This window comes from Dyadobacter fermentans DSM 18053 (assembly GCF_000023125.1).
GTDB classification, from domain to species: Bacteria; Bacteroidota; Bacteroidia; order Cytophagales; family Spirosomataceae; genus Dyadobacter; species Dyadobacter fermentans.
Map to the genome: position 1 here is coordinate 3515949 of NC_013037.1, position 22331 is coordinate 3538279.

At 50.9% G+C, this 22331-nt stretch carries 23 protein-coding genes; 5 read left to right on the forward strand and 18 right to left on the reverse strand.

Annotation, left to right across the window (positions count from 1 at the left end; all coding sequences use genetic code 11):
* Nucleotides 1-79: 79 nt before the first annotated feature.
* A complete protein-coding gene (locus DFER_RS14080) occupies nt 80-1003 on the forward strand; it encodes a UbiA family prenyltransferase (protein ID WP_015812314.1) in 924 nt (307 codons plus the stop codon).
* Between the two features lies 1 nt (nt 1004).
* Nucleotides 1005-1688 (forward strand): class I SAM-dependent methyltransferase, encoded by a 684-nt coding sequence (locus tag DFER_RS14085; RefSeq protein ID WP_015812315.1) that lies wholly within the window; start codon nt 1005-1007, stop codon nt 1686-1688.
* Here DFER_RS14085 and DFER_RS14090 read toward each other — a convergent pair.
* Nucleotides 1629-2528: an EamA family transporter gene (locus DFER_RS14090; RefSeq protein WP_015812316.1), complete on the reverse strand. Its 900-nt coding sequence runs from the start codon at nt 2526-2528 to the stop codon at nt 1629-1631. The genes DFER_RS14085 and DFER_RS14090 overlap by 60 nt on opposite strands.
* Nucleotides 2529-2681: 153 nt before the next feature.
* Here DFER_RS14090 and DFER_RS14095 point away from each other — a divergent pair, with 153 nt between their 5' ends.
* On the forward strand, nt 2682-3479 hold the full coding sequence (locus tag DFER_RS14095) for a Cof-type HAD-IIB family hydrolase (protein ID WP_015812317.1): 798 nt from the start codon (nt 2682-2684) through the stop codon (nt 3477-3479).
* A gap of 28 nt (nt 3480-3507) precedes the next feature.
* On the opposite strand, the gene fabF is transcribed toward DFER_RS14095, so the two are convergent.
* The 9 genes from fabF to DFER_RS14140 all read right to left on the reverse strand — a co-directional run bounded on the left by fabF (nt 3508) and on the right by DFER_RS14140 (nt 10630).
* The gene (gene fabF, locus DFER_RS14100) at nt 3508-4758 is read right to left on the reverse strand and encodes a beta-ketoacyl-ACP synthase II (RefSeq protein WP_015812318.1); all 1251 of its coding nucleotides are present in this window, start codon (nt 4756-4758) and stop codon (nt 3508-3510) included.
* Nucleotides 4759-4794: 36 nt separating this feature from the next.
* On the reverse strand, nt 4795-5028 hold the full coding sequence (locus DFER_RS14105; RefSeq protein ID WP_015812319.1) for a DUF2798 domain-containing protein: 234 nt from the start codon (nt 5026-5028) through the stop codon (nt 4795-4797).
* Nucleotides 5029-5076: 48 nt separating this feature from the next.
* Nucleotides 5077-5838, reverse strand: coding sequence for an SDR family oxidoreductase (locus DFER_RS14110; protein WP_015812320.1), 762 nt, complete (start codon nt 5836-5838; stop codon nt 5077-5079).
* A gap of 216 nt (nt 5839-6054) precedes the next feature.
* Entirely contained in the window at nt 6055-7317 is a 1263-nt protein-coding gene (locus DFER_RS14115; protein ID WP_015812321.1) for a PQQ-dependent sugar dehydrogenase, read from the reverse strand.
* 84 nt (nt 7318-7401) lie between these two features.
* Nucleotides 7402-7839, reverse strand: coding sequence for a DUF6841 family protein (locus tag DFER_RS14120; RefSeq protein ID WP_015812322.1), 438 nt, complete (start codon nt 7837-7839; stop codon nt 7402-7404).
* Between the two features lie 60 nt (nt 7840-7899).
* On the reverse strand, nt 7900-8454 hold the full coding sequence (locus DFER_RS14125; protein WP_015812323.1) for a DUF2911 domain-containing protein: 555 nt from the start codon (nt 8452-8454) through the stop codon (nt 7900-7902).
* A gap of 69 nt (nt 8455-8523) precedes the next feature.
* The gene (locus tag DFER_RS14130) at nt 8524-8784 is read right to left on the reverse strand and encodes a Txe/YoeB family addiction module toxin (protein ID WP_015812324.1); all 261 of its coding nucleotides are present in this window, start codon (nt 8782-8784) and stop codon (nt 8524-8526) included.
* Nucleotides 8781-8975 (reverse strand): type II toxin-antitoxin system Phd/YefM family antitoxin, encoded by a 195-nt coding sequence (locus DFER_RS14135; RefSeq protein ID WP_015812325.1) that lies wholly within the window; start codon nt 8973-8975, stop codon nt 8781-8783. Before DFER_RS14135 ends, DFER_RS14130 begins: the two co-directional genes overlap by 4 nt.
* Before the next feature lie 62 nt (nt 8976-9037).
* Nucleotides 9038-10630: a serine hydrolase domain-containing protein gene (locus tag DFER_RS14140; protein ID WP_015812326.1), complete on the reverse strand. Its 1593-nt coding sequence runs from the start codon at nt 10628-10630 to the stop codon at nt 9038-9040.
* 168 nt (nt 10631-10798) lie between these two features.
* Here DFER_RS14140 and DFER_RS14145 point away from each other — a divergent pair, with 168 nt between their 5' ends.
* Nucleotides 10799-11956 (forward strand): DEAD/DEAH box helicase, encoded by a 1158-nt coding sequence (locus DFER_RS14145; protein WP_015812327.1) that lies wholly within the window; start codon nt 10799-10801, stop codon nt 11954-11956.
* A gap of 3 nt (nt 11957-11959) precedes the next feature.
* Here the strand turns inward: DFER_RS14145 and DFER_RS14150 are convergent, their stop codons facing one another.
* The 5 genes from DFER_RS14150 to DFER_RS14170 form a co-directional block, all read right to left on the reverse strand.
* Nucleotides 11960-13075, reverse strand: coding sequence for a sialidase family protein (locus DFER_RS14150; RefSeq protein WP_015812328.1), 1116 nt, complete (start codon nt 13073-13075; stop codon nt 11960-11962).
* Between the two features lie 58 nt (nt 13076-13133).
* The gene (locus DFER_RS14155) at nt 13134-14141 is read right to left on the reverse strand and encodes an NAD(P)H-dependent glycerol-3-phosphate dehydrogenase (protein ID WP_015812329.1); all 1008 of its coding nucleotides are present in this window, start codon (nt 14139-14141) and stop codon (nt 13134-13136) included.
* Between the two features lie 133 nt (nt 14142-14274).
* Entirely contained in the window at nt 14275-15711 is a 1437-nt protein-coding gene (locus tag DFER_RS14160) for an efflux RND transporter periplasmic adaptor subunit (protein ID WP_015812330.1), read from the reverse strand.
* Between the two features lie 48 nt (nt 15712-15759).
* Nucleotides 15760-17253, reverse strand: coding sequence for a TolC family protein (locus DFER_RS14165; protein ID WP_041735114.1), 1494 nt, complete (start codon nt 17251-17253; stop codon nt 15760-15762).
* Between the two features lie 116 nt (nt 17254-17369).
* On the reverse strand, nt 17370-18605 hold the full coding sequence (locus DFER_RS14170) for a spore maturation protein (RefSeq protein WP_015812332.1): 1236 nt from the start codon (nt 18603-18605) through the stop codon (nt 17370-17372).
* 136 nt (nt 18606-18741) lie between these two features.
* On the opposite strand from DFER_RS14170, the gene DFER_RS14175 reads away from it, so the two are divergent.
* On the forward strand, nt 18742-19221 hold the full coding sequence (locus DFER_RS14175) for a hypothetical protein (RefSeq protein WP_015812333.1): 480 nt from the start codon (nt 18742-18744) through the stop codon (nt 19219-19221).
* 38 nt (nt 19222-19259) lie between these two features.
* Here the strand turns inward: DFER_RS14175 and DFER_RS14180 are convergent, their stop codons facing one another.
* From DFER_RS14180 to DFER_RS14190, 3 genes are all read right to left on the reverse strand, one after another.
* Nucleotides 19260-20492, reverse strand: coding sequence for a T9SS type A sorting domain-containing protein (locus DFER_RS14180; protein ID WP_143828735.1), 1233 nt, complete (start codon nt 20490-20492; stop codon nt 19260-19262).
* A gap of 372 nt (nt 20493-20864) precedes the next feature.
* On the reverse strand, nt 20865-21596 hold the full coding sequence (locus tag DFER_RS14185) for a hypothetical protein (RefSeq protein WP_015812335.1): 732 nt from the start codon (nt 21594-21596) through the stop codon (nt 20865-20867).
* A gap of 90 nt (nt 21597-21686) precedes the next feature.
* The gene (locus DFER_RS14190; protein WP_015812336.1) at nt 21687-22268 is read right to left on the reverse strand and encodes a Crp/Fnr family transcriptional regulator; all 582 of its coding nucleotides are present in this window, start codon (nt 22266-22268) and stop codon (nt 21687-21689) included.
* Between the last annotated feature and the right edge of the window lie 63 nt (nt 22269-22331).

The window sequence follows — 22331 nt, forward strand, 5'->3', positions numbered from 1 at the left end:
CCCTCAAAAATCCTAAATTGACACTTTAATTATATTATTCCAACCTCACCCTGCGTAGAGGACTGGCCCGGAGGCAGATATGTTAAACAGGATTATCGCATTTGTATTTTTTGCCAACTACTTCGTCGGACTGCTGGCTGTTGCGCTGTCCGTTGAAACTGGCTTCCAGCTGAATCTGCCGCTCAACTCGCCGGTTTACTACGTTCTTGTTTTCTGCGCCACCGTTTTTTATTACACGATCGCCTATTCCGGGCCTGTGGCGCCCAAAGTGTCGGCCAACCCGCGAACCGAATGGTACCGTCTCCATCACCGTTTTACGAGGATTAGCCAGGTGGTGCTGTTCAGCATTTGCGCGGTCGCCGGCGGCTGGTACCTGATCGACAATTTTCACGCGGTGCTGCATTTGCCGCTGCATTACTCGCTGATATTGTCGGTTGTGCCGCTTGCCGCCGTGCTGTACTACGGGTTGCTCCCGAAATCGATCATTTCGCTGAACCTCCGCCGGACAGGGTGGCTGAAAGCATTTGTGATCGGCTTTGTGTGGGCGGGGTGTGTTAATCTGTTCCCGATGGCGGCGCTGCGGATCGAGCAGGGCATTACCGTTGGCGAGCCTTTGCTGATGCTATGGCTTTTTACCAAAAACTGGATGTTTTGCACGGTGAATGCGATTATGTTCGATATGAAGGACTATGAGGACGATGCGAATATCGAATTGAAGACTTTTGCCGTGCGAATGGGCCTGCGCAATACGATTTACTATGTGCTGGTGCCGCTCCTGCTCGTCGGGCTACTTTCGTTCCTCACTTTCGCGATTTTCCGCGGCTTCGGCTGGCCCACGGTGCTGTTCAATATCGTGCCGTTTGTGTGCCTGCTCATCGTCGCATTCTCGCTGCAAAAGCGGCAGAGTATTTTGTTCTATCTCATCGTGATCGACGGCTTGCTGCTCGTGAAGGCACTTTGTGGGATAGCCGGCAGCTTCTTTGCGCACCAGAACCTTTCTTGAAATGCTGAATAATTACGACCGTATCGCCACGAATTACGACAGGCTCAGCAGGCTGGTGTTCGGAAAATCCATTGTCCGTGCACAGCGGTCGTTGCTGCCGGCCATTGCACCGCGCTCGCGGATACTGATCGTGGGCGGCGGCACCGGCTGGATTCTGGAAGAGATATCCCGCCTGCATGCTTCCGGCCTGGTGATCGATTACGTCGAAATTTCATCCAATATGCTCGACCTCGCCCGCGAAAGAGACTGCAAGGCGAACCGGGTCGCATTTATTCACATGGCCATTGAAAATTATGCCGCGCCTGCACCGTATGACGTGATTATGACGCCGTTCCTGTTCGACAATTTCAGTCGCCCGCGTGCGCAGGAGGTTTTTGATAAACTAAATTATTACCTCAAACCGGGCGGACAATGGCTCTTCACCGATTTTCATATCGACAAAGGCACTAACCGACTGTGGCAAAAGGCATTGCTGCGATCGATGTACATTTTCTTCCGGAACATCAGCCGCGTAGAAGCGGACCAGCTGCCAGATATGCAGGCGCATTTTGTTCAAAACGGCTACCAACTCACTTTTGAAAGTTATCATTTCGGCCGTTTCATCCGCTCGGCGGCTTACCGGAAATCAGGCGACGGCGGTTCGGCGGCGCCCGAAAATAAACCGTTCGTTAAAAATCACGATTGAAAGGAGAATGATGGAATAGGCCGTGATCTGCGTTGCGTTAATGGGCTCGTGAAAGTAGAACAATGCGATTGCAAAGTTCATCAATGGATTGATATACAACAAAATACCCATCGTGGACGAAGTCACGCCCTGTAATGCATAAAGGTTCATAAACAGCGGAACGATCGTAAAAACCACGGCGATCAGCGTGATCAATATGTAAAACGATGCCTCCGTAGGCAGGGCTGCACTGTATTTTGGATAAAATGGCAAGAGCAGTAATGCGGAGAATATGATCTGGATCGTGAGTACCAGAAATTTGTCGATACCGGTGTTTTTGCGCTGGCTCACGAGGTAAAACGCGTAGGACGCGGCCACAATGAGGCTGTACAGAATATCGGCTATATTGTTGAAAGAAAGAAGGATGCAACTCAAAACACTGAGCATTACCGCCGTCCATTGCCATTTACTCAGCTTTTCATCCAGCACAAAAAAGGCGATCACGGTCGTCATGATCGGACAGACCAGGTAGGCGAATGACGCCGCTTTGACGCTGATGTGGTTCATCACATAAATGAAGAAGAACCAGTTGGCTGTGAGCAGCACACCGCCGGCCAGGGTCAGGAATGCAACTTCCCGTTTCCGCGCCACCGGCATGCCCTTGAATGCCGCGATACTCTCCTTCAACACCCGCACACGCATGAACAGGCTGATTACCGCCATCACCGCCGCGCAAATGAATACGCGATAGAACAGAATGTCCAGCGAAGGATAGCCTTTCAGCGGTTTTAGCGCCAGACTGAAAAAGCCCCAGATCAGAAATGAAACGAATGCAACGAGGTAGTATTTAGAGAATTTCATCGAACGGCTGCGCAACGTGTGGTATTTGCGAAGTTAACAGCGAAAACGAACGGGCGGTTCTCGGGTCGCGGGGTTAATTGTCAAATTTACAGTAAAAACGGAACCTTAGCGGGCTTATTTGCCTTGACTAATAAGGCAATATTTAATCCCGATATGACATTTTCCGACATCCGGCTGGTGGCTACCGATATGGACGGTACGCTTTTGAACTCCAAACATGAAATCCACGAATCGTTTTTTCCGGTTTTCAGGAAGTTAAGGGATCACGGGATCATTTTTGTCGCAGCCAGCGGCCGCCAGTATTTCAACCTGGCCAAAACGCTGGATGCCGTGAAGGAGGAAGTCATTTTTGCGGCCGAAAACGGCAGCTATGTCGTATGCAACGACGAGGAAATCCACATCCAGGCAGTCGATCAGGAGATTACGCACGAACTGATCCGCGTTGCGAGAAAGATCAAAAACACCTATCCGATCATTTGCGGCAAGAAAAAGGCGTATGTCGAAAACGACGACGAGGAGTTTATCAATCACCTTAAACTGTATTTCGAACGGTACGAAGTGGTGGAAGACCTGCTGGAAATCAGGGACGACCAGTTTTTAAAATTCACATTATGCGACCTGGCCGGCTCGGAGGTGAACAGCTATCCGCATTACAAAAAATACGAGAATGACCTGCAGGTGAAAGTGTCCGGGCCGATCTGGCTCGACATTTCCCACAAAAAGGCCAACAAGGGCCGCGCGATGGAGGTTTTGCAGGAAAAATTCAACATTACCGCCAAGCAGACGATGGTATTCGGAGATTACCTCAACGACCTCGAAATGCTCGAAAAAGCGCATTACTCTTATGCAATGGCCAATGCGCACCCGGATATTAAAAAAATAGCCCGCTTCATCGCCAAAAGCAACGATGAAAACGGGGTTGTGGAAGTCCTTTCGGAAATCACGGAGTAAGGCAATGCCCTACTCCGTTTTTGTTGTCCTACTCTGTGTATTTCTTGAAAATAGAGGTCGCCGTGTGCCCTCCGAAACCGAACGTGTTGTTGAGCGCGTAGTTCACCGTCTGGTTCAGCGATTTTCCTAAAACGATATTCATGCCTTCGGGAATGGCCTCGTCGAGGTTTTCGGTGTTGATCGTGCCTGGAATGATGTCGTGTTTCACTGCCAATGCGCAAACGATGCTTTCCAGCGCTCCTGCGGCGCCCAGCAAATGGCCGGTCATGGATTTGGTGGCGCTGATGGCTACCGGATGGTCGCCGAACACCGTTTTCATGCCTTGCAACTCACTCATGTCGCCCAGGCCGGTAGAGGTGGCGTGCGCATTCACGTAGTCGATTTTGTCCGGCGTGATGCCCGCTTCGTTCAATGCTTTGGTCATGCCGAGCGCCGCGCCCATTCCGTCCGGCGGTGTGCCGGTAAGGTGGTAGGCGTCCGCTGCCATACCGCCGCCCACGATTTCGGCATAAATTTTTGCGCCTCTCGCTTTGGCATATTCCAGATCTTCGAGGATCAATGCCGCCGCGCCTTCACCCATCACAAAGCCGTCGCGGTCCTTGTCGAAAGGCCTGGAAGCGGTTGCGGGATCGTCGTTGCGTTTGGAAAGTGCCTGCGCCGCGCTGAAACCGCCCAATGCGGAGTAAATGATGGCCGCCTCGGAGCCGCCCGCCACCATTAGCTTGGCTTTACCCATGCGGATGGTGTCGAATGCGCTGATGAGCGCCGTGTTGGACGATGCACAGGCCGAAACCGTACAGTAATTGGGACCATGCAGCTTGTGGCGGATCGAAATCACGCCCGCAGCAATGTCCACGATCATTTTGGGAATAAAGAACGGGTTAAAACGCGGTATACCGCCCGAAGCGTGGAATTCCAGCAGCTGGTCCTCGAACGTGCCCATACCACCGTTTCCGGTAGCCCAGATAACGCCCATATCGTAGCGGTCCTTCACGTCGATATTTTCAAAATCAAGACCCGCGTCTTTGATCGCCGTGTCCGAAGCCGCGATCGCGTATTGCGTGTGCAGGTCGTATTTCTTGATTTCCTTTTTCTCAATATAGTCTTCCGGATGGAAGTTTTTCACTTCGCAGCCGAACTGGGTTTTGAATTTGGAAACATCCATTTTCGTAATGGTAGCAGCACCGCTTTTACCATCTACAATATTTTGCCAGAACTCCTCCACAGAATTCCCCAGCGGGGATATAACCCCCAGGCCAGTAACAACTACTCTTTTCATACAATTTGATTAATTGATCCGCGACGCCAGAGGGTTTCAGTCAACCTCCTGAGTCAGTGTATCTTTGAAGATATCGTCGACCAGTTTCTGCACCTTCGGGCCCAGTAAGAGGATTGCCGGGATGACGATCAGGTAGGACATGCTCCAAGATTTGAGCCAAATCACCAAAAAATTGGCAACAAATCCAATATTTATGGATATCAAAGCAAAGGAAATTATACCCGTTGTGATGATCCCCATGATCAGGGCAAAAGCGACTCTCTGTCTCATATCGGCTTCGTTTTTTGTATCTCAAAGGTTACTTTTTGCACTTTTTGTTCAGGCCGATTGGAGCTGAAGGCCCGGGTTCATGGCCTGCAATGCAGCCGCCGGGTTGCTCAGGAACAGATTGAACACATCGGCGGTGCGGCCTGTAAGTACTTCGTAAGTGTCGGTTTCAAATGCCTGCACGAGCTCGTCGGCCACTTGTTTCGGCGGGATGCCATTGGCAGCACCGCCAATTTCGGCTGAAAATTCAGTATCGACCAATGGAGGCAGGATTTCAAACACTTTGATGCGCGTTGATTTGCCGAGTGCGATGCGCAGTGATTGCGTGTAGGAATGCAGCGCGGCTTTGCTGGCGGCATAAGTAGGCAGGAAATGGTTCGGCACAAGCGCAGCAATGCTCGATACGGTCACGATTGCCGCTTCATCGGCTTTTTTGAGCAGCGGCAGCAGTTTCTGGTTTAGGCCGATGATGGCAAGATAGTTCGTAACGATTTCCTCTTCGGCCAGCTCCGCCACGTTGTCGTCGCCATCGAGGTGGTAGTAGGATGCCTTTCCTGCATTGTTGATCACGACATTCAGCGACGGAAATTCCGCTTCCAGCCGCGCCACGAGTGCATCCGTCGCGTTTTTATCCACCACATCATACACGATGGGCGTCACATGGGTAAGCTGTGCTGCGGCTTTCTGCAAGCGCTCCGCATTGCGGCCGGTAATAATCACATGGTTGCCTTTCGCATCGAACGCTTTCGCGAATTCAAAACCGATTCCGGCACTTCCGCCAGTGATCAAGATCGTATTTCCAGTAGTTTTCATTGCTATCCTAGTTAATATACCAATTGGTATTTTTTTTGGAGAAATTAAAACCGGCTGCTTGCCGGCGATCTGCATTTTGATTGACACTTCAAAAATATACTGATTGGTATATTTTTCCTAGCGAAATCGCAAAAACTTTTCAGGAAATGCAGGCACAAACAATAAAAAGCGGCCTGGTTGTATCCCGGACCGCTTTTCTCCTAAAAAAATCAGCTGTTATTTCGCACTTACCCGCCAAATGGTATTTCCCGAATCGTCGTTCACAAGCAAAGAGCCGTCGTTCATGACCGTCACGTCCACAGGCCGGCCATACACTTTCTTCTCGCTCTCTACGAAACCGGTGAGGAAATCCTCCGGTTTACCGGCCGGTTTGCCGTTTTTAAAAGGTACAAATACCACCTTGTAGCCTGATAGCTTGGAGCGGTTCCACGAGCCATGCTGGCCCACAAATGCGCCATTGTGGAATTTGGCCGGAAACTGGGTTTTGTTGTAAAATACCAGTCCTAGCGAGGCCGTATGCGAGCCCACCGGCACGTCGGGAACGATCGTTTTCGCCACCAGGTCGGGGCGCTCGCCTTTGCGGCGCGGGTCCTCATTCGGACCGAAATAGGCGTACGGCCAGCCATAGAAGCCGCCTTCTTTCACGCTGGTTATGTAATCGGGTACGAGGTCGTCGCCCAATTTGTCGCGCTCGTTCACGGCCGTCCAAAGCACATTGGTGCCCGGCGCCCAGTCCATACCCACGGGATTGCGCAGCCCGCTCGCGTAAATGCGCTCGCCGGAACCATCCGGGTTCACTTCCAGGATGTTGGCCCTGCGCTTCTCCTCATCGATACCGTGATCGGCTACATTACTTGCTGAACCTACGGAAATGTAGATTTTGCTGCCGTCTGCATTCGCCAGGATGTTCCTCGTCCAGTGATTGTTATATCCGCCTGCCGGCAGTTCCACAATTTTTTCGCCTTTGGAAGTGATTTTGGTTTCGCCGTCCTTGTACGGATAGCGGTAAAGGCCTTCGGTGTTGGCCACGTAGAAATAGCCATTCAACACGAGCATTCCCAGCGGCCTGTTGAGTTTTTGGAGAAATATCTCGCGCATTTCGGGTGTGCCGTCCTTGTTCACATCGCGCAGGAGCGTGATGCGGTCGGCGCTCTTTTTGGTGCCCGATTCGGCCACAAAAATATCGCCATTAGGCGCAATGTAGGTCCAGCGGGGACTTTCGAGCTTGTCGGCGAACTTGGTAACCACGAAGCCTTCCGGCGCAACGGGCATTTTACCATCCGGCCAGCCGGCTTCTTCGGGCCTGTTTTCCACAGATTCCGTCGCGAACGGCGGTGGCAGCGTAAGGCTATCGGTTGCCGTAGCCACAGAGTCCGGCCCGGCGGCCGCAGCCTCGTCCTTCGATTTATTTTCACTGTTACAGCCGGCGAGCAATGAGAGGGCCAGCATTCCGAGGATAGTGAAGTGGTGTTTCTGCATATTGGTTGGTATTAATGTAAAAAGCTGGTTGGAAACGTTTCATTTCAAACCAGCTTCAACAATAATAATGCCAGTATACGGCGGCTACACGAGTCCTCTTTCTTTCAAAACAGCCTGCTCGTCACCTGTGATGTAGGCAAACACTTTCAGCGCGCCGTTCAGATGTTGCAGGAAATAGATCACGCTGAACTCGATGGAACCGGGTTGACCGTCCTTTTCGTAAAACGACTCCCAGTACACTTCCACCATGTAATGCAGCTCATTCAGCTCCGTAATGTCCAGCTGCCGGATCGCCATTTTGGTAATGCCGATTGACCGGTAAAAGTCATAGCCCTGCGGAACGCGTTCGCGGAATTCCTGGTCGTTTTTCCCGCCTATGATGCCCATCGGGCTGGCTTCCACGAAGAAATCCGCAAATGCCGAGGCGGTATCCTCCCCTACCTCCTGGCCGGCGAGCCCGTCGGCAAACCGCTTTTCGTATGCGTCAAAAAACTGTTCGATCTGATCATTGATATCTGCCATTGTCGTAAATTCATTGGTTCAAATACCATTGAGAGAAAGAACTATGCCACTTTCCGGCACTCAGAACGACACGGGCACTTCCACAATGGTCGTTTCCCAGCCGAGGTACATCTTGGCGGCCTTATCGGAGACTTTTTCAAATACAATTGAAAAGTTCTCGATCGGTGCATCTGCTCTTTTTACCGGCGCGGTCACGCGCAGCACGTCATTGGCTTCCTTGTATTTGTAAGCGCCCCAGTAATCGACATCGGAACTGACGATGATCGTCCACTCCTTTTCACCCGGGATCGCAAACAGGGAATAAGTACCAGCTTTCACCTTTTTGCCACCGAAAGTAGCATCTTCATAAAACCGGATCTCGGTCGATTCATCGGCTCCCAGGCGCCACACCTTTCCGTACGCCTCCTTCTTGCCGAAAATCTCGCGGCCATTCAGGAAAGGCCGGCTATACGAAACCTTCACCAATGCCTTCTCGCCATCCTTCCGATCATGCGCAAAATGGTCCGGGAAATACGCAATATCACGCGGACTCTTATCCAGCCCCCTGAATTTCTGCGCATTCGCCGCAAATGCGGTAATCATGATGAACAAGGTCAGTAAAATGTTCTTTCTCATGTTTGTGGTTTTGGTTAAAGATTGAATATCAATAATATTAAAATCTTTTGAGTTGGATGATTGCGCATTTCACTTTTTATAATGAAACCTGCATTTGATAACTACAATCGCATCGGGCTCAACTGAATACACCAGCCTGTGCTCCTCATCGATCCGCCTTGACCAATAACCGGAAAGATCTCCCTTCAACGGCTCCGGTTTTCCGATTCCATTAAAAGGAGATCTCCTGCAATCCTTTATCAACTCGTTAATCCTTTTCAGGATTTTCGGGTCCGTGCGCTGCCAATGAAGGTAGTCTTCCCAACCTTCATCATGAAAGAGAAGCTTCATTCTTCAATCAGCGCCCTTTCCTGAACGTTTTTTCTTCCGTTTTCCAGGTCGGCGATTGCCCTGAGCAATCTCTCCCGGTTTTCATTGCTACTCAGCAGGTATTCCGTCGTATCCTGCTTTTCTGCTTTGGTAATCTTGCTTTTACCAGCCATTGCCAGTTTAAGTTTACTCCAATCGATCGTTATTCTCATAGTGTGATGTTTTTAAACTAGTTTACACAAATATAAAAAACTGAACTGATAATCAGTACGCTCTACGCAACCACCTTCCCGCTCAGCACCGGCCGCGGGTCTTTCGTGTTGCCGATAATCGCGAGGCTTCTTTTGAATTCTAGTTGCAAATTATCTCCTTCGAACTTGCAGCGCACGGTTTCGTAATGCGCGGTTTCGATGAAACGCCACGTCATTTCGAAAGTGGCGTCATCGATCCAGGCGCCGTTGGCGGCGATTTTGGTCTTTTTTTCTCCGGGAACGGGAGTGAGTACGAGTTTAAGCGGCATAGTCGATAAATCGGTCAGACCGATTTTCCAGTTGCCCAATCCATTTACCACGAGGTGTTCGCCCTTAGCATCCGTCAGCCGGAACAGGCACCAGCCTTTGTCGAATTCAAAAGCGACTTTACTAATTTTCAGATCATTATCCGCCAGTTTAAATGCCTTGCCATTCAGTTTAGAAGCCAGTTCGGAGGTAGGCTTTCCGGGGGTTAGGGGTAATGCGAGTGAGGTCAGTTTTTTCTGCATCTGGTTTTGCACATCCTTGTCTGCGGGCACGCCGGTGGCTTTTACGGCGGGCAGGATGTGTGCCCACACGTGGTTGAGGATGGCCTGCATGTCGCTGGTTTCGCTGGTGATGGCCACTACCATGTCCTCTTTGGGCATTACAATGCAATACTGCCCAAATGCACCGTCGCCGCGGTAGGCACCATTCCGGCAGCGCCAGAACTGGTAGCCGTAGCCTTGTTGCCAGTCGTCGTCTTCGGGCTTGCGGTTGCTACCTTTGGACATGATATGCGAGCGCGTGGCTTCTTCCACCCACGCGGCAGGAAGAATGCGTTTGCCATTATATTCCCCTTTTTGCAGGTACAATTGCCCGAACTTGGCAATATCCTCCGTTTTCACGCGCAATCCCCAACCGCCGGTATTAATGCCTTTCGGATCTACCTCCCAATCTACATCCTCGATCACCAATGGCTGGAAAAGCCGCGGTTTGAGGTATTCGAGCAGTGTCTGACCTGTTAGCTTTTGAATAATCGCCGATAGCATGTACGTGGCGCCGCTATTATACACGAAGAATGTTCCCGGCTCATGCTCGACGGGCTGCGCGAGAAACGATTTCACCCAGTTATCACTGCCCGATTCGCGCAGTTTGCCGGTGGTGTCTTTGTCGTGGCCCGTCGACATGCTGAGCAGGTCGCGTACGCGCATAGCCGCGAGATTCGCGCTCACGGTAGCGGGTTTCTCGTCGGGGAAGAAGGAAACGACCTTATCATCCACTTTCAGCTTACCTTCCGCCACCGCGAAACCGATCGCGCTGGACGTAAAGCTTTTGCTGAGCGAATATAATGTATGCTTCAAATCCGGCGCATAGGGCGCCCACCAGCCTTCGGCAACCACTTTCCCTTGCCGCAGGACCATCAGACTGTGCAGGTTCAGACGGTCGGTTTCGACGGCGTTGGCAAAGTCCAGAATGCCTTTGGCCGACATTCCCTGGGCTCCCGGGGAGCTGCGCGGCAATTGTCCGTAGCTGAGCGACGACGCCCAGGCCGATGCCGGAATTGCGCTGATTACACCCAATTGAAGGGCACCAAACCCTAATTTTTGAAGGAATTCCCTGCGGTTGTGCGACATGATGTGTATGAATGCTGGTGATGGAAAATTTCTCGCGTTCCGGCGTTCCGGCGTTCCGGCGAACCGGCGGACCGGCGGACCGGCGTTCCGGCGAACAGGCTTTCGGGCGGACAGGTAGCATTTGCGCAGGGAGCCGTATCTTTGCCCGATCACAAAACAAATGACCGCATGCCGGAGAACGCAACTTCCTTCCAATCGCTTGGATTGTCCGAACCATTACTAAAAACCATTGCTGAACAGAATTATACTCAACCATACCCGATTCAGCAGGCCGCAATTCCAGCCATTTTGAAGGGAAACGATGTGCTCGGCATTGCCAAAACAGGGTCGGGAAAGACGGCAAGTTTCGTGCTGCCCATTCTCGAATCATTTCAAAAAATGCCTCCTGCCAAAAACCGGCACATTACCGCATTGGTGCTCGTGCCGACGCGTGAGCTCGCGGTGCAGATTGGCTCGGTGTTCCAGATTTTTAGTGAAAGGCTTCCACGGAAGGTAAAAACGCTGGCGGTGTTCGGGGGCGTGTCCATTAATCCACAGATGATCGCATTGCAAAATGTGGAAATACTGGTAGCTACGCCGGGAAGGTTGCTTGAATTGCTTTCCTATAAGGCCCTGAGCCTGGCAGAAACGCGCATTCTCGTGCTGGATGAGGCCGACAAGATGCTGAATATGGGCTTTGCGGACGAAATGCGGGACATTTTCTTTCTGTTGCCGAAGAAACGTCAGAGTATCCTGTTCTCGGCCACTCTGGGCGATGAGGTGGATAAAATCAATAAAGATCAGCTGAAAAGCCCGGTACGAATCGAAATCGAAGAAGAAGAACAAAACCTGGACCTGATTAAACAAACCGGCTACTTCGTCGATCCGGATCGCAAGGGCCCGCTCCTGCGCTATCTCATCAAATCGCAGCAGATGAAGCAGGTGCTTGTGTTCGTTTCGGCCACGCGGACGGCCGATAACCTCGTCGAAAAGCTAAAAAAGAACGGGATCGACGCCATGGCCATGCATAGCAAAAAAAGCCAGGGTGCGCGCACCGAGGCTTTGAATAAGTTTAAATCCGGAAAACTAACTGTGCTTGTGGCAACCGACCTCGCTTCGCGGGGGATCGACATTCAGTTTTTGCCTTATGTGATCAATTTCGAATTGCCGCGGTCGCCGAAAGATTATGTGCACCGCATCGGCAGAACAGGCCGCGCCGAGAATCCGGGCGAGGCGATATCGCTCATTTGCCCCGAAGACGTCCATCATTTCAAAATCATCCAGAAAAAGATGGGGAAGAAAGTTGAAATGATGGAGTCTTACGACATTGTGTTGCAGGGCTATTGACGCCTATTTCTTGTTTTTTGCTGCCAGATCGACAATATCTTTCTTACTGCCGGTCCAGAATGCGATTTTGCGGCGGTTGTAAGTGTACGTGACGGCCACCGAATCGCCCCAGCTGATCACGGCCGGGTAGGAATACTCGTCTTCTTTTTTACCGGTAGCAATATCGATTTTATCGGTCCAGTTCTGGCCGTCGTCGTATGAAAGGATCAGCGAAAGCGGTGAGCGAGAGCCCCAGTTGTGGTCGTCGGGGTTGTAGGCGAGCACCAGTGTTCCGTCGTTGAGTTTGGCGAGGTCGATGCCGCTATTCGGGTTAGGCAAAGAGGTCTTTGTAATGGTCGACCAGGTTTTGCCATTATCCTTCGAATCGCTGCGGCCGATCACGCCGCCGGTCGTGCGTACGAGCATATGCACTTGCCCCGGCTCCGATTCCCACAATGTAGGCTGTATTGCGCCTTTTCCTTTAATTTCCGTCGTGTCGATTTTGAAATACGGGCTGGCCGTCCAGGTTTTGCCCTTATCCGTACTGCGGTCCACAAACACTTCCCAGCGGTTCACCTCGTTGGAAGCACCTGCCAGCCAATCGCCGTTCGACAGTTCGATCAGCTTGTCCTTCACCGGGCCGCGGCCGCCTTTGTCGCCTTTCACCAGCTCATAGGCATCCGACCAGGTTTCGCCATTGTCCGATGAAGTTTTCACCCAAGTTTCCCAATGCGCGATTTCCTTTCCTACCTTGAAATACAAAATCACCTTACCATCGGAAGTTTTCTGCAGAACCGGGTTCCAGTGCGCATCCTCCCGGATTTTGGCTACTTCCACCGGCGCACTCCATTGGCCGGGGCGACCTTTGGAAAGCCAAATGCCCACATCGGGGTTCTTTTCTTCTGTTCCGCCAAACCATGCTATGAGAAATTGGCCGTCGTCCAGGCGCACGAGCGTGGAGGCGTGGCATTGCGGGAACGGGCGTTGGTCGCCAAACACGAATTCCTTCTCGCTGCCGAGCGAATCCGCCTTCTGGTCTTCCGCTGTTTCACTGTTTTTCGAGCCGCAGGATGTCATCACAATGGAGCCGAGCAGCAATGTGGCCGCAAGCCGTATAGATTGCTTTTTGTATGGTAGCATGAATTAAAAAATAGGTTGAACGTTTTGCAGAATACCCTTACGAACCGAAAAGAGGCTACTATTTCAATAACTTCTTCAACTCGTTCATGACCGCAGCGGGCGCGTGCTCTTCGTAGAGAATGCTGTAAACCGCGTTGGTGATGGGCAAATTAACGTGATAAGTCTTGTTGAGCTCCTGGATACTCCTTGTGGCATAATAACCTTCGGCGATCATCTTCATTTCGAGCTGCGCGGCCTTTACGCTGTATCCCCGGCCGATCATATTTCCGAACAACCGGTTGCGGCTAAACTGTGAATAGGACGTCACGAGCAGGTCGCCGAGGTAGGCGGAAGAACTCAGGTTCCGCTCGCGGGGGTCGAGGGCGGTTACCAGGTTCCCGATTTCCTGCATGGCGTTGGAAACGAGCACCGCCTGAAAGTTGTCGCCATACCCGAGCCCGTGCGTGATCCCGCACGCGAGCGCGACGATATTCTTCATCACGGCGGCATATTCGACGCCGTAGAGGTCGTCCAGCGCATTAGCTGTCACGTAGCGGCAGGTCATCAGCTGGGCGAAGTCTTCCGCAGCCGGGCATTCCGTGGAGGCAATGGTGAGGTAAGATTGCTTTTCGAGCGCCACTTCTTCCGCGTGGCACGGACCGGCGATTACGCAGGTATCTTTCATTTCAATGCCAAACGCATCGGCCGCCCAGTCGGTAACAAGGGCGTTCTGGCCGGGGACCATCCCTTTGATCGCCGACACGATGCGTTTGCCTTGCAAATGCTTTGCCGACAAATGCTGCAACGATTCCTGGATGAATGCCGCGGGAACGGCCAGGATAATGTAATCGGCCCCTTTCACGGCGTCGGTCGTTTTTTCGAAAACCTTCACTTTCCTAGGCGAAAGCTCCACGTCGCTGAGATAGCTCGGGTTGTGGTTGAACTTCCGGATATGGTCGATGTCCTTCTGGTTCCGGAGCCACCAGCGGATTTGAACGTGATTTTGTTCGCAAAGAATTTTGATCAGCGCGGTTGCCCAGCTTCCGCCTCCGATCACTGCGATTTTGGTATGATTGAATAAGCTCATCCGGCGGAAATGTCAGAATTTGGCTGAAATATGGGGCCAAAATTGCTGAAAATAAAAAATCCTTGCAGCAAAGCCGCAAGGATTTTCCTTTTTAACCTAAACTAAATCGAACTTATTACTTTTTTACAACGCATCAGTTCGGGTTTTCATTTGATTTTTTTCCATCTTTTTTCGGTTCTTCCTTCTTTTTCTCTACCAGGTCACCGTTGTTGAGGTTTTTGGACACCGCAATGTATGGTCCGGAGATAATTCGGTCGCCCGGTTTAAGGCCCGAAAGTATTTCAATGTTCTCAAAATCGCTGATCCCCGTTTTCACTTCCTTCATTTCCGCTTTGCCGTTTACATCCATGAAAACGACTTCTTTAATGGCCTCTTCTTTCTTAGGCTTCTTGTTCTCGTCATCGCTGGCTGGCGGTGCATTGTTTTCGGTACCGTCACCCGAACCCGGAATGGCCTGCTGCGTGCCGCCACGCGTTGTTACGGCGGCGATCGGCACGGAAACTACGCCATTTTTGCGCTCTGTGATAATTTCAACCGAGGCGGTCATGCCCGGTTTGAATGGATAAGACTTTTTGGAACGCGCGTTCATCAGGTCCGCGAACGATTCGTTCAGGATTTTCACTTTTACCTGAAATTCCGTCACGGCGTCGGCCGACGTATTGGCGGCCGATGTGGATGTAGACGACAGCGATGCCAAACCGGCCGCCGTATTGGCGATTTCCTTCACCACACCTTTGAATTTCCGCCCCGACGAGCTGTAAGCATCCACGTCGATCTCGGCCGTATCGCCGATCGAAACGCGCACAATATCATTCTCGTTTACATTCACGCGAACCTCCATATCGGCCAGGTTGGCGATGCGCATCATTTCGGTACCCGCCATTTGCGAAGTTCCCACCACGCGCTCGCCGGCTTCTACATTCAGCAGCGAAACGATGCCGCTTACCGGCGCGAAAATGCTCGTTTTGCGTAAGTTTTCTGCCGCATCGCGCAAGCTTGCTTCGGCGCTCTTGATATTGTAAAGCGCCGCTGCCACATTGGCTTTTGCAGATTCTACATCCTGCTGGGCTACGCCAAACGTCGATGCAAATTGCTCGAAGTCAGCAGATGAGATCACTTTATCGGAGAAAAGTTTTTTGTTACGCTCGTAATTGGCCTTCGCCTGCACGAGCCGCGCCTCCGCCTGTGCAACCATCGCCTTGGTTTGTTCATAATTGGCTTTGCTCGAATTAACGGCGGCCTGGGCTCGGGCCATCAGCGATTCATAGTTATCAGGGCGGATTTTCAGCAGCAACTGTCCTTTCACGACCGAGTCACCCTCAGCCACATTCAGGGCGATGATTTCGCCGGAAACGTCGGGGCTGAGCTTCACTTCCACCTCCGGCTGCACCTTTCCCGACGCGCTCACCCGTTCGATGATATCCGATTTTTTGACGGTCGTGTATTCCACCTCGGTCGTTTTAGGTTTGCCGATAAGCCCGGCCTGTTTTGCCCCAAACAATCCACCGAAAAGCAGCACTACGACACCTCCCGTTATCCACCAGATCTGTTTCGAAGATTTACGTGCCATATGTTTTTGATTACGATTTAATATTAGTTGCTGATACGAAGGCGAATGCTAGAAATCGGAGAGCGGGCGGTTCATGTAGAAATCCAGGATTTTAGTCCTGAAAACGTAGTCATACTTGGTTTGAACGAGGTTACCGTTCGCCCGGTCGAGGTTGGCTTTGGCAATATTATACTCCACAGAGTTAATTGCGCCCACATCAAACCGGACCTGCGCCACACGGAATGTTTCCTGCAATGCCCGTACCTGATTGGCAGTGGCCGAGTAACGTTTCGCCGCGTTGGTCATGTCGATGTAAGCCTGTTCCACATTCTTGCGGATGGTGAGCTGCACCTGCTGCGCCTGGTATTCGTATGTTTTTTGCTGCAACCGGGCGTTGGCCACATTATATTTTACCCTGAAATTGTTGAAAATCGGGATGTTCAGGTTCAGGTTAATGGCCGAGTTACGGTTGAAGTCGAGCTGGTTGAAATAGCGGAAACTCTGCAACGAACCGTTGGGCGTGGACACACGCTGAATAATGGGCACGGGCTTGTCGTCCACCAGAATATAGTCCGTTTGCGAAGGAACCTCGATCACCGTACTACCCGTTCCGTCGCCTACAAACCGCTCTTTGGGCGCCGCGCTGGAATAGGCTGTGTAGATACCGCCATTCAAAGTCAGCGTCGGCATTCTCGCGCCCCGGGCCAGGTCTACATTGATTTTGGAAGCCTCAATGCGCATGTTGGCGGCTTTCATTTGGGGCAGATTGTTCAGGGCTGTTTCATAAATTTCCTGAATGGTAGCGTCATAGGCCTGCAATGTGGGATCTTTTACCGGAATCTTCACCACATTGATCACCTCACTGCCCGGCATGTTCATGAATTGCTTCAAGTTCAGCTTGGCCGTTTCGAGGTTGTTTTGGGCATTTACGAGTGTGAGCTCGTCGTTTGCCAACTGTGATTTCAGGTCGAGCAGGTTGCTTTCCGCCAATGTACCTGCTTCCACCAGCTTAGCGGTGCGGTCGACCTGCAATTGGGAAGCATCCACCTGCCGCTGCGCCACTATAATGAGCTCCTCGTTGGTTACGACCTGCAAATAGGACAATGCGACGTTGAGCATAATGTCGTTGCGGGTCGCTTCGAGGTCCTTGGCGCTGGCCTGATAGTTGGCATTATTGAATTTGATATTGTTGCTGATCTGAAAACCGCTGAAAAGCGTCACTTGCCCGCCGAGCTGGTAGTTATTGGAGCTCACATTCTGCTGCACGAACTGGTTGGTAAAGGGATCAATGTTACGACCCGACCGGAAGCCCTGACCGGCGCTGAAACTGATGCTCGGCCACCGCTCCCATTTGGATTGCTCATAAGTGTTGCCGTTCGTTTGCACGGTGATCTCCGACTGCTTCACCTGCGGGTTCGTTTCCAGGGCGATCCGGATGCAATCTTCCAGCGAATAGGTGTTAGCAGGCTGAGTTACATTTTGTTGCGCCAGGACGGTTTCAGGAACGGTCATTCCACAAAACAATGCCAAAACCAGTGCGGAATAGCGTAAAGAGTGAAACATAAGCGGTTTGGAGTTAGATGATCAATATTAGTGTTTACCTCAAAATGCAACCATCCATTTGGGACGGACGGTTGCATTTCCGTGGTAAAGGGCGATTTCCCGCAGCTGCCTTTCGATCAGTGGAAAAACAGGTAACCGAGCCATATTCCGGCAATTACACCGACAAAATCGGCGATCAGACCAGCTACGATGGCATAGCGGGTGTTCTTGATGCCCACTGAGCCGAAGTACAATGCAACAATATATAAAGTGGTGTCTGCCGAACCCTGGAAGATGCACACCAGCCTGCCGATGAACGAATCGGGACCGAACTCCTTCATGGCGTCGATCATCAATGCGCGCGCACCGCTCCCGCTGAGGGGTTTCATAAGCGCCACGGGCAATGCGTCGGTGAAATCGGTATTAAAGCCTGTTAATGAAAAGGCCCATTTCAAACCGTCGATCATATAATCCATCGCTCCGCAGCTTCTGAATGCGCTGATGGCCACAAGCAGGCCTACCAGATACGGAATAATCGTCACCGATGTGGTGAAACCGCCTTTCGCACCTTCGATAAATGCTTCGAACACATTTACTTTCTTAAACATGCCCCAGCCAAGAAAACCCGCCACCACAGCCAGCAGCACCGAGTTACCCGCCAGAATTGAAACCGTTTCGATCTGCTCTTTGGGCAAGCCCGATAAGTACCATAATATCAGCGCGATCATGGCGGTAACGCTGCCCAGGCCCAGCATGACCGTTCTGTTGAACAGATTGATTTTCTGCCAGATAGCCGTAATGATCATACTCACAACCGTGGTAACGTAAGTACCCACTACGCACGGGATAAAAACGTCCGAAGGGCTCTGCGCACCCAGAATGGCGCGCTGGGCGATGATGGACAGCGGGATAATCTGTAAACCTGACGTGTGCAGTACGAGGAACATGATTTGCGCATTGGAAGCGGTATCCTTGCTGGGATTGAGTTCTTGCAGGCTTTGCATCGCCTTCAAACCGAAGGGCGTGGCCGCATTGTCGAGGCCGAGGAAATTGGCGGAGAAGTTCATGATCATCTGGCCGTTTGCCGGGTGATCTTTGGGAACTTCGGGAAAAAGTTTGTTAAAAAACGGCCCGATAAACCGCGCAATGACGTGGATGATCCCGGCCTTTTCTCCCACATTCAGAATGCCGAGGAAGAACGCCATTACGCCTGTGAGCGGCAATGCGATGTCCATCACAGCCACTTTGGCCATTTCCAGCATTCCCTCAGTAATGGCCTTGAAAGTTTGGACGTCGCCCGTGAAAACGAATTGCAGAAGCGCAATCAGGAAGGCAATGACGAAAAACGAAACGAAAATATAATTTAAAGCCATGTCAGGTTATCGGGTGCAAAAGGCGGGATTCGTAAAGATTTGTTTATAATGCATTGAGTAAAATATTTCTTTTAATGCAAATAACAAAGGTATATTGCAAACAGGTAGCCCTATCAACAAACCTCAACGATTTTCCATGAAGCATTACAGCTTTTTACTCCTTCTGGCGCTATTGTGCTGCAACAAACCGAAAAACGACGACGAAACCGCAGCAACCGGCAGCGGCGAACCGGCCAAGGCCATCAACGACACGATCCCGCTCACGCGTGAGACGGTCGAAAACAGTCCGGTAGCGAGTTACAGCGAAAAAATCCAGGACGAGCTGAATGACTGGCGCCTGGCGGTGGATGTTTACGAAACGAAACAGACCTTCAAGTTCCTCATGAAGATCGAATATATGGTGCAGGAAGCCGAAGACACGCTCACCATCCCCAATTTCGGCATTATGCCCAAGGTGGAAATCCGAAAAGGCCCTGAGAAAGAATCCTGCATCGTCGGATTTCTGGATAAGGAGGGAGAATTCAAGGAATATAAGCTGATTGCCTTGAAAGAGAAGCAATTGAAGATCTCTACCTTAAAATATTACGGCCGTGCGCGGTACAAGGTGAGTAAGTGAGGAACGCGGAGTAACGAGCAGATAGGCAAGCGACGCGTTCATTCCAGGACTACGCGCACATTATCCGCATTACCATCCCGGCTGGTAAGTCTTAGATAATAGGTACCTCTCGGCAGATCGCCCACAGACAGGGTAATGGTGTTGTCTTCTTGATACGAACCGCTTCCAAATTCTTCCGCTCCCTGAATTGACCTGACTTCCTTTCCGGTAGCTTCACTGAATAGTTTGATGACCTGTGGAAGCGCCTCTCTGGCAACGTCGTCATCAAACTGAATTTTCACCTGATCTTTCGCCGGGTTGGGGAATACCTTGTAAATCGGTGTTCCTTTCGCGCAGTTATCGACGCAAATCGTGATGCCCTTCTGCACCGAACCGAAACAGTTGCTCACAGTGATGTCGATGCCGTAGCAGTTATTGACATAGGAATTGAAATAAGCCGTCCCGCCATTGGAATTGAGGATTGTATTTCCCGGATCACTGGAAGTCCACATCCCAAACTGCGTCCCCGGCTCGGCGGTGTAAGCGCTCAGCATGATCCCCGCGCCGTTACACATAAAATCCGGCGATCCGCCGCCATTGGCGGTGACTGATAGTGAAGCGGGTAATGGGGCGCTTCTTTTTACGTTGATCGGGTTGCTATTCGCCGAAGTCATCGCACAGACCGAGGAAGTAGCGGAAACCATCACAGTTCCGTCGGAAACGCCGGTAATTTGCGCGGAATTGGTATTGCCCGGCGAATTTGCCGTAATTCCTCCCGAGGAAGTCCAGTTGTAGCTCGTAGCATTACTTGCGTTGGCCGTTATTGTTTTGGGACTGCAAAGTAATATATCGGGCGAGTTTATTACCGGCTTAGTCGGCACAGGCCGTGTAATCGTGATAGATATTTTAGTTCTGAAATTATTGCTATCATTCCGCTTTGCCTCTACCTTAATCGTCCCACCCTGATTGACATGTGTATTGACAGTTACTGACGGCACATTCGAACTCGCTGGACCTGTCCAACCATTCGGATAAAAGAAGTAGTAAGTAACGGGCGCGCCAGGGTCTGTGGCCACAGCGGGGATCGAAACGGTTTTCTGAGCTGCTCCACAAGGATAGGAAAGGGTATTGCTTTTGCTGAGTGTTGAGCCGTTAAAAGTAATTGTTGAAGGATCGCTGATATATTTCACCTCGATAGGCAGTGCTTCGTTGGCTTCGTTGGCCCGTACGCTGTTGATTACTTTGGTCTGCTTCGTGCCGCCCTGTGGCGTCCACGTGTACGTAACTTTCAAGCGAATTGTCTTTGTAGCCACGCCACTGCTGTAATTTACGGTGTTGTTCCATTTAGCAGTAAAATATGAGACTGTCTTTGCGCTCACCGCAGTCCCACCAACGACCGTCCATTCATACGTGACAGTTGCATTTTACGGTACGCTACTGTTTTGAAGATCGACAACTATCTGCGGATAATAGTAGTATTCATTGAGGTAGTTACTACTACTGGGTTCCAATCCGTAAAAGTCGATTCCATCAAAAATCGAATTTGCTCTGCTTCCCTAGATATAGACAACCGGATCAACTGCACCCTTCACGATAGTGAACAAGGGATTTAAGAACAGGATGAAGAGAACGAGAAATCTAATTTGTTCATAGTTCAGTGAGTGTTAAATGTTATAACTAAGACCAATGAAATAGCATGGGACGGGCTCCATAAGCTTCCATGTAAATTTGCTTCTTGCGACAAATTTATCGTCAAATGAAGACCTGTAACTTTCAATTCCCCGGCTGAACTGAATGTGACTTTCAGCCGACAATGAAATCCGATGATTCAGGTAAATTTTGGCTCCCAGGAATGATGCAAGCCTGATGATGTTCCTCCGATAGTGAATAACCGAAGTTCCCGAAGCACCAACTTCCCAAGGCGAGGGCACGTCATAAGCAGTTCCCTTACTCCAATTGAGCACTCCGGCAAAGTCAATTCCGCCAAATAGCATTGTCCTGCCATAAATGCGTTGCCATTCGTGCCCAATTACAAAAAGCGGTTTAAAATTGTAATCATTAAGCACGCGAGAGCCTTGGGGCGAAGTATCACCAGGAACCATCGTATCGTGGTTACCCAACTGCGGGCTTAACGAAAATCTCCATGCATGTCCGCGATTATTCTCGACATGCTCGGAATTCCATTTAATCAGGTAGAAATACTGGTGAGTACCGGAGTGCCCTAACCTGAACAAATTACCCGCATTCACATTCAGCTCCCATCGGTGCCTTTTTACATCCTGATCAACATATTCTTTCGCTCTCGCGATCCCATCGAGCGGCTGCCCCCTTGCCAGTCCTATTGTCCAAACCAGCCCAAAAAGGGCCATCCCAAGTAAGTAGCATGTTCTCTTCATATTATTTGCATTTTTTGTACAAATAAAAAGAGGATAAACCACACCTATTCTGGGATAAAACAGGATCGGACCTGGAAAAAGGAAGAAAATTCAGCGTCTGGCTTTGAGCTTGCTGACGTAGTTTTCGGAAATGCCTAGATAGGAGGCAATGTATTTTTGTGGCACGCGATTGAAGAGCTCCCGCGAACGCGCGCGAAACGATTCCAGCTTCTCGTGGGCGGAAAGCGTACGCATGTCGCGAAGCAGATCCTGATGGCCCAGCAAGAGGCGTTCGGCGATAATACGGCCAATGCAACAGGCTTTGGGATGATTTGCATAGAGTTCGTAAAGGTCAGCCCGCGCGATGTAAATCAGCACGGAGGGTTCCAGCGTCTCGATGCATTCGCGTGACGGTAGCTGCTTCACGAAACTATCGGCTGCGTGGAAAAAGTCACCTTCGTTTGCAAACCAGTCGGTCACGTCGCGGAAGGCGCCGTGGCCGTCGCTAACGAGATGATACCCACGTACAATTCCGGATTGCAGATACCAGAGCTTGTCACAAGCTTCACCGTCCGACAGCAGGACCCGGCCTTTTGGAACTTTCACAATTTTTAACCTTTGCTGGAACAGTATCCGGGTCTGATCTTCAACAGGCAGGATCTCACTCAGGGAGGATATAAATTCGTAGTACATATTTATAGTGTGCTGATGTAATCGCAAGTTGGAGATTTTCAACAACATTTCTATACTACAAAA

Coding starts and splice junctions, on each gene's coding strand:
- DFER_RS14080 (WP_015812314.1), top strand. CDS start 80: ATGTTAAACAGGATTATCGCATTTGTATTTTTTGCCAACTACTTCGTC.
- DFER_RS14085 (WP_015812315.1), top strand. CDS start 1,005: ATGCTGAATAATTACGACCGTATCGCCACGAATTACGACAGGCTCAGC.
- DFER_RS14090 (WP_015812316.1), bottom strand. CDS start 2,528: ATGAAATTCTCTAAATACTACCTCGTTGCATTCGTTTCATTTCTGATC.
- DFER_RS14095 (WP_015812317.1), top strand. CDS start 2,682: ATGACATTTTCCGACATCCGGCTGGTGGCTACCGATATGGACGGTACG.
- fabF (WP_015812318.1), bottom strand. CDS start 4,758: ATGAAAAGAGTAGTTGTTACTGGCCTGGGGGTTATATCCCCGCTGGGG.
- DFER_RS14105 (WP_015812319.1), bottom strand. CDS start 5,028: ATGAGACAGAGAGTCGCTTTTGCCCTGATCATGGGGATCATCACAACG.
- DFER_RS14110 (WP_015812320.1), bottom strand. CDS start 5,838: ATGAAAACTACTGGAAATACGATCTTGATCACTGGCGGAAGTGCCGGA.
- DFER_RS14115 (WP_015812321.1), bottom strand. CDS start 7,317: ATGCAGAAACACCACTTCACTATCCTCGGAATGCTGGCCCTCTCATTG.
- DFER_RS14120 (WP_015812322.1), bottom strand. CDS start 7,839: ATGGCAGATATCAATGATCAGATCGAACAGTTTTTTGACGCATACGAA.
- DFER_RS14125 (WP_015812323.1), bottom strand. CDS start 8,454: ATGAGAAAGAACATTTTACTGACCTTGTTCATCATGATTACCGCATTT.
- DFER_RS14130 (WP_015812324.1), bottom strand. CDS start 8,784: ATGAAGCTTCTCTTTCATGATGAAGGTTGGGAAGACTACCTTCATTGG.
- DFER_RS14135 (WP_015812325.1), bottom strand. CDS start 8,975: ATGAGAATAACGATCGATTGGAGTAAACTTAAACTGGCAATGGCTGGT.
- DFER_RS14140 (WP_015812326.1), bottom strand. CDS start 10,630: ATGTCGCACAACCGCAGGGAATTCCTTCAAAAATTAGGGTTTGGTGCC.
- DFER_RS14145 (WP_015812327.1), top strand. CDS start 10,799: ATGCCGGAGAACGCAACTTCCTTCCAATCGCTTGGATTGTCCGAACCA.
- DFER_RS14150 (WP_015812328.1), bottom strand. CDS start 13,075: ATGCTACCATACAAAAAGCAATCTATACGGCTTGCGGCCACATTGCTG.
- DFER_RS14155 (WP_015812329.1), bottom strand. CDS start 14,141: ATGAGCTTATTCAATCATACCAAAATCGCAGTGATCGGAGGCGGAAGC.
- DFER_RS14160 (WP_015812330.1), bottom strand. CDS start 15,711: ATGGCACGTAAATCTTCGAAACAGATCTGGTGGATAACGGGAGGTGTC.
- DFER_RS14165 (WP_041735114.1), bottom strand. CDS start 17,253: ATGTTTCACTCTTTACGCTATTCCGCACTGGTTTTGGCATTGTTTTGT.
- DFER_RS14170 (WP_015812332.1), bottom strand. CDS start 18,605: ATGGCTTTAAATTATATTTTCGTTTCGTTTTTCGTCATTGCCTTCCTG.
- DFER_RS14175 (WP_015812333.1), top strand. CDS start 18,742: ATGAAGCATTACAGCTTTTTACTCCTTCTGGCGCTATTGTGCTGCAAC.
- DFER_RS14185 (WP_015812335.1), bottom strand. CDS start 21,596: ATGAAGAGAACATGCTACTTACTTGGGATGGCCCTTTTTGGGCTGGTT.
- DFER_RS14190 (WP_015812336.1), bottom strand. CDS start 22,268: ATGTACTACGAATTTATATCCTCCCTGAGTGAGATCCTGCCTGTTGAA.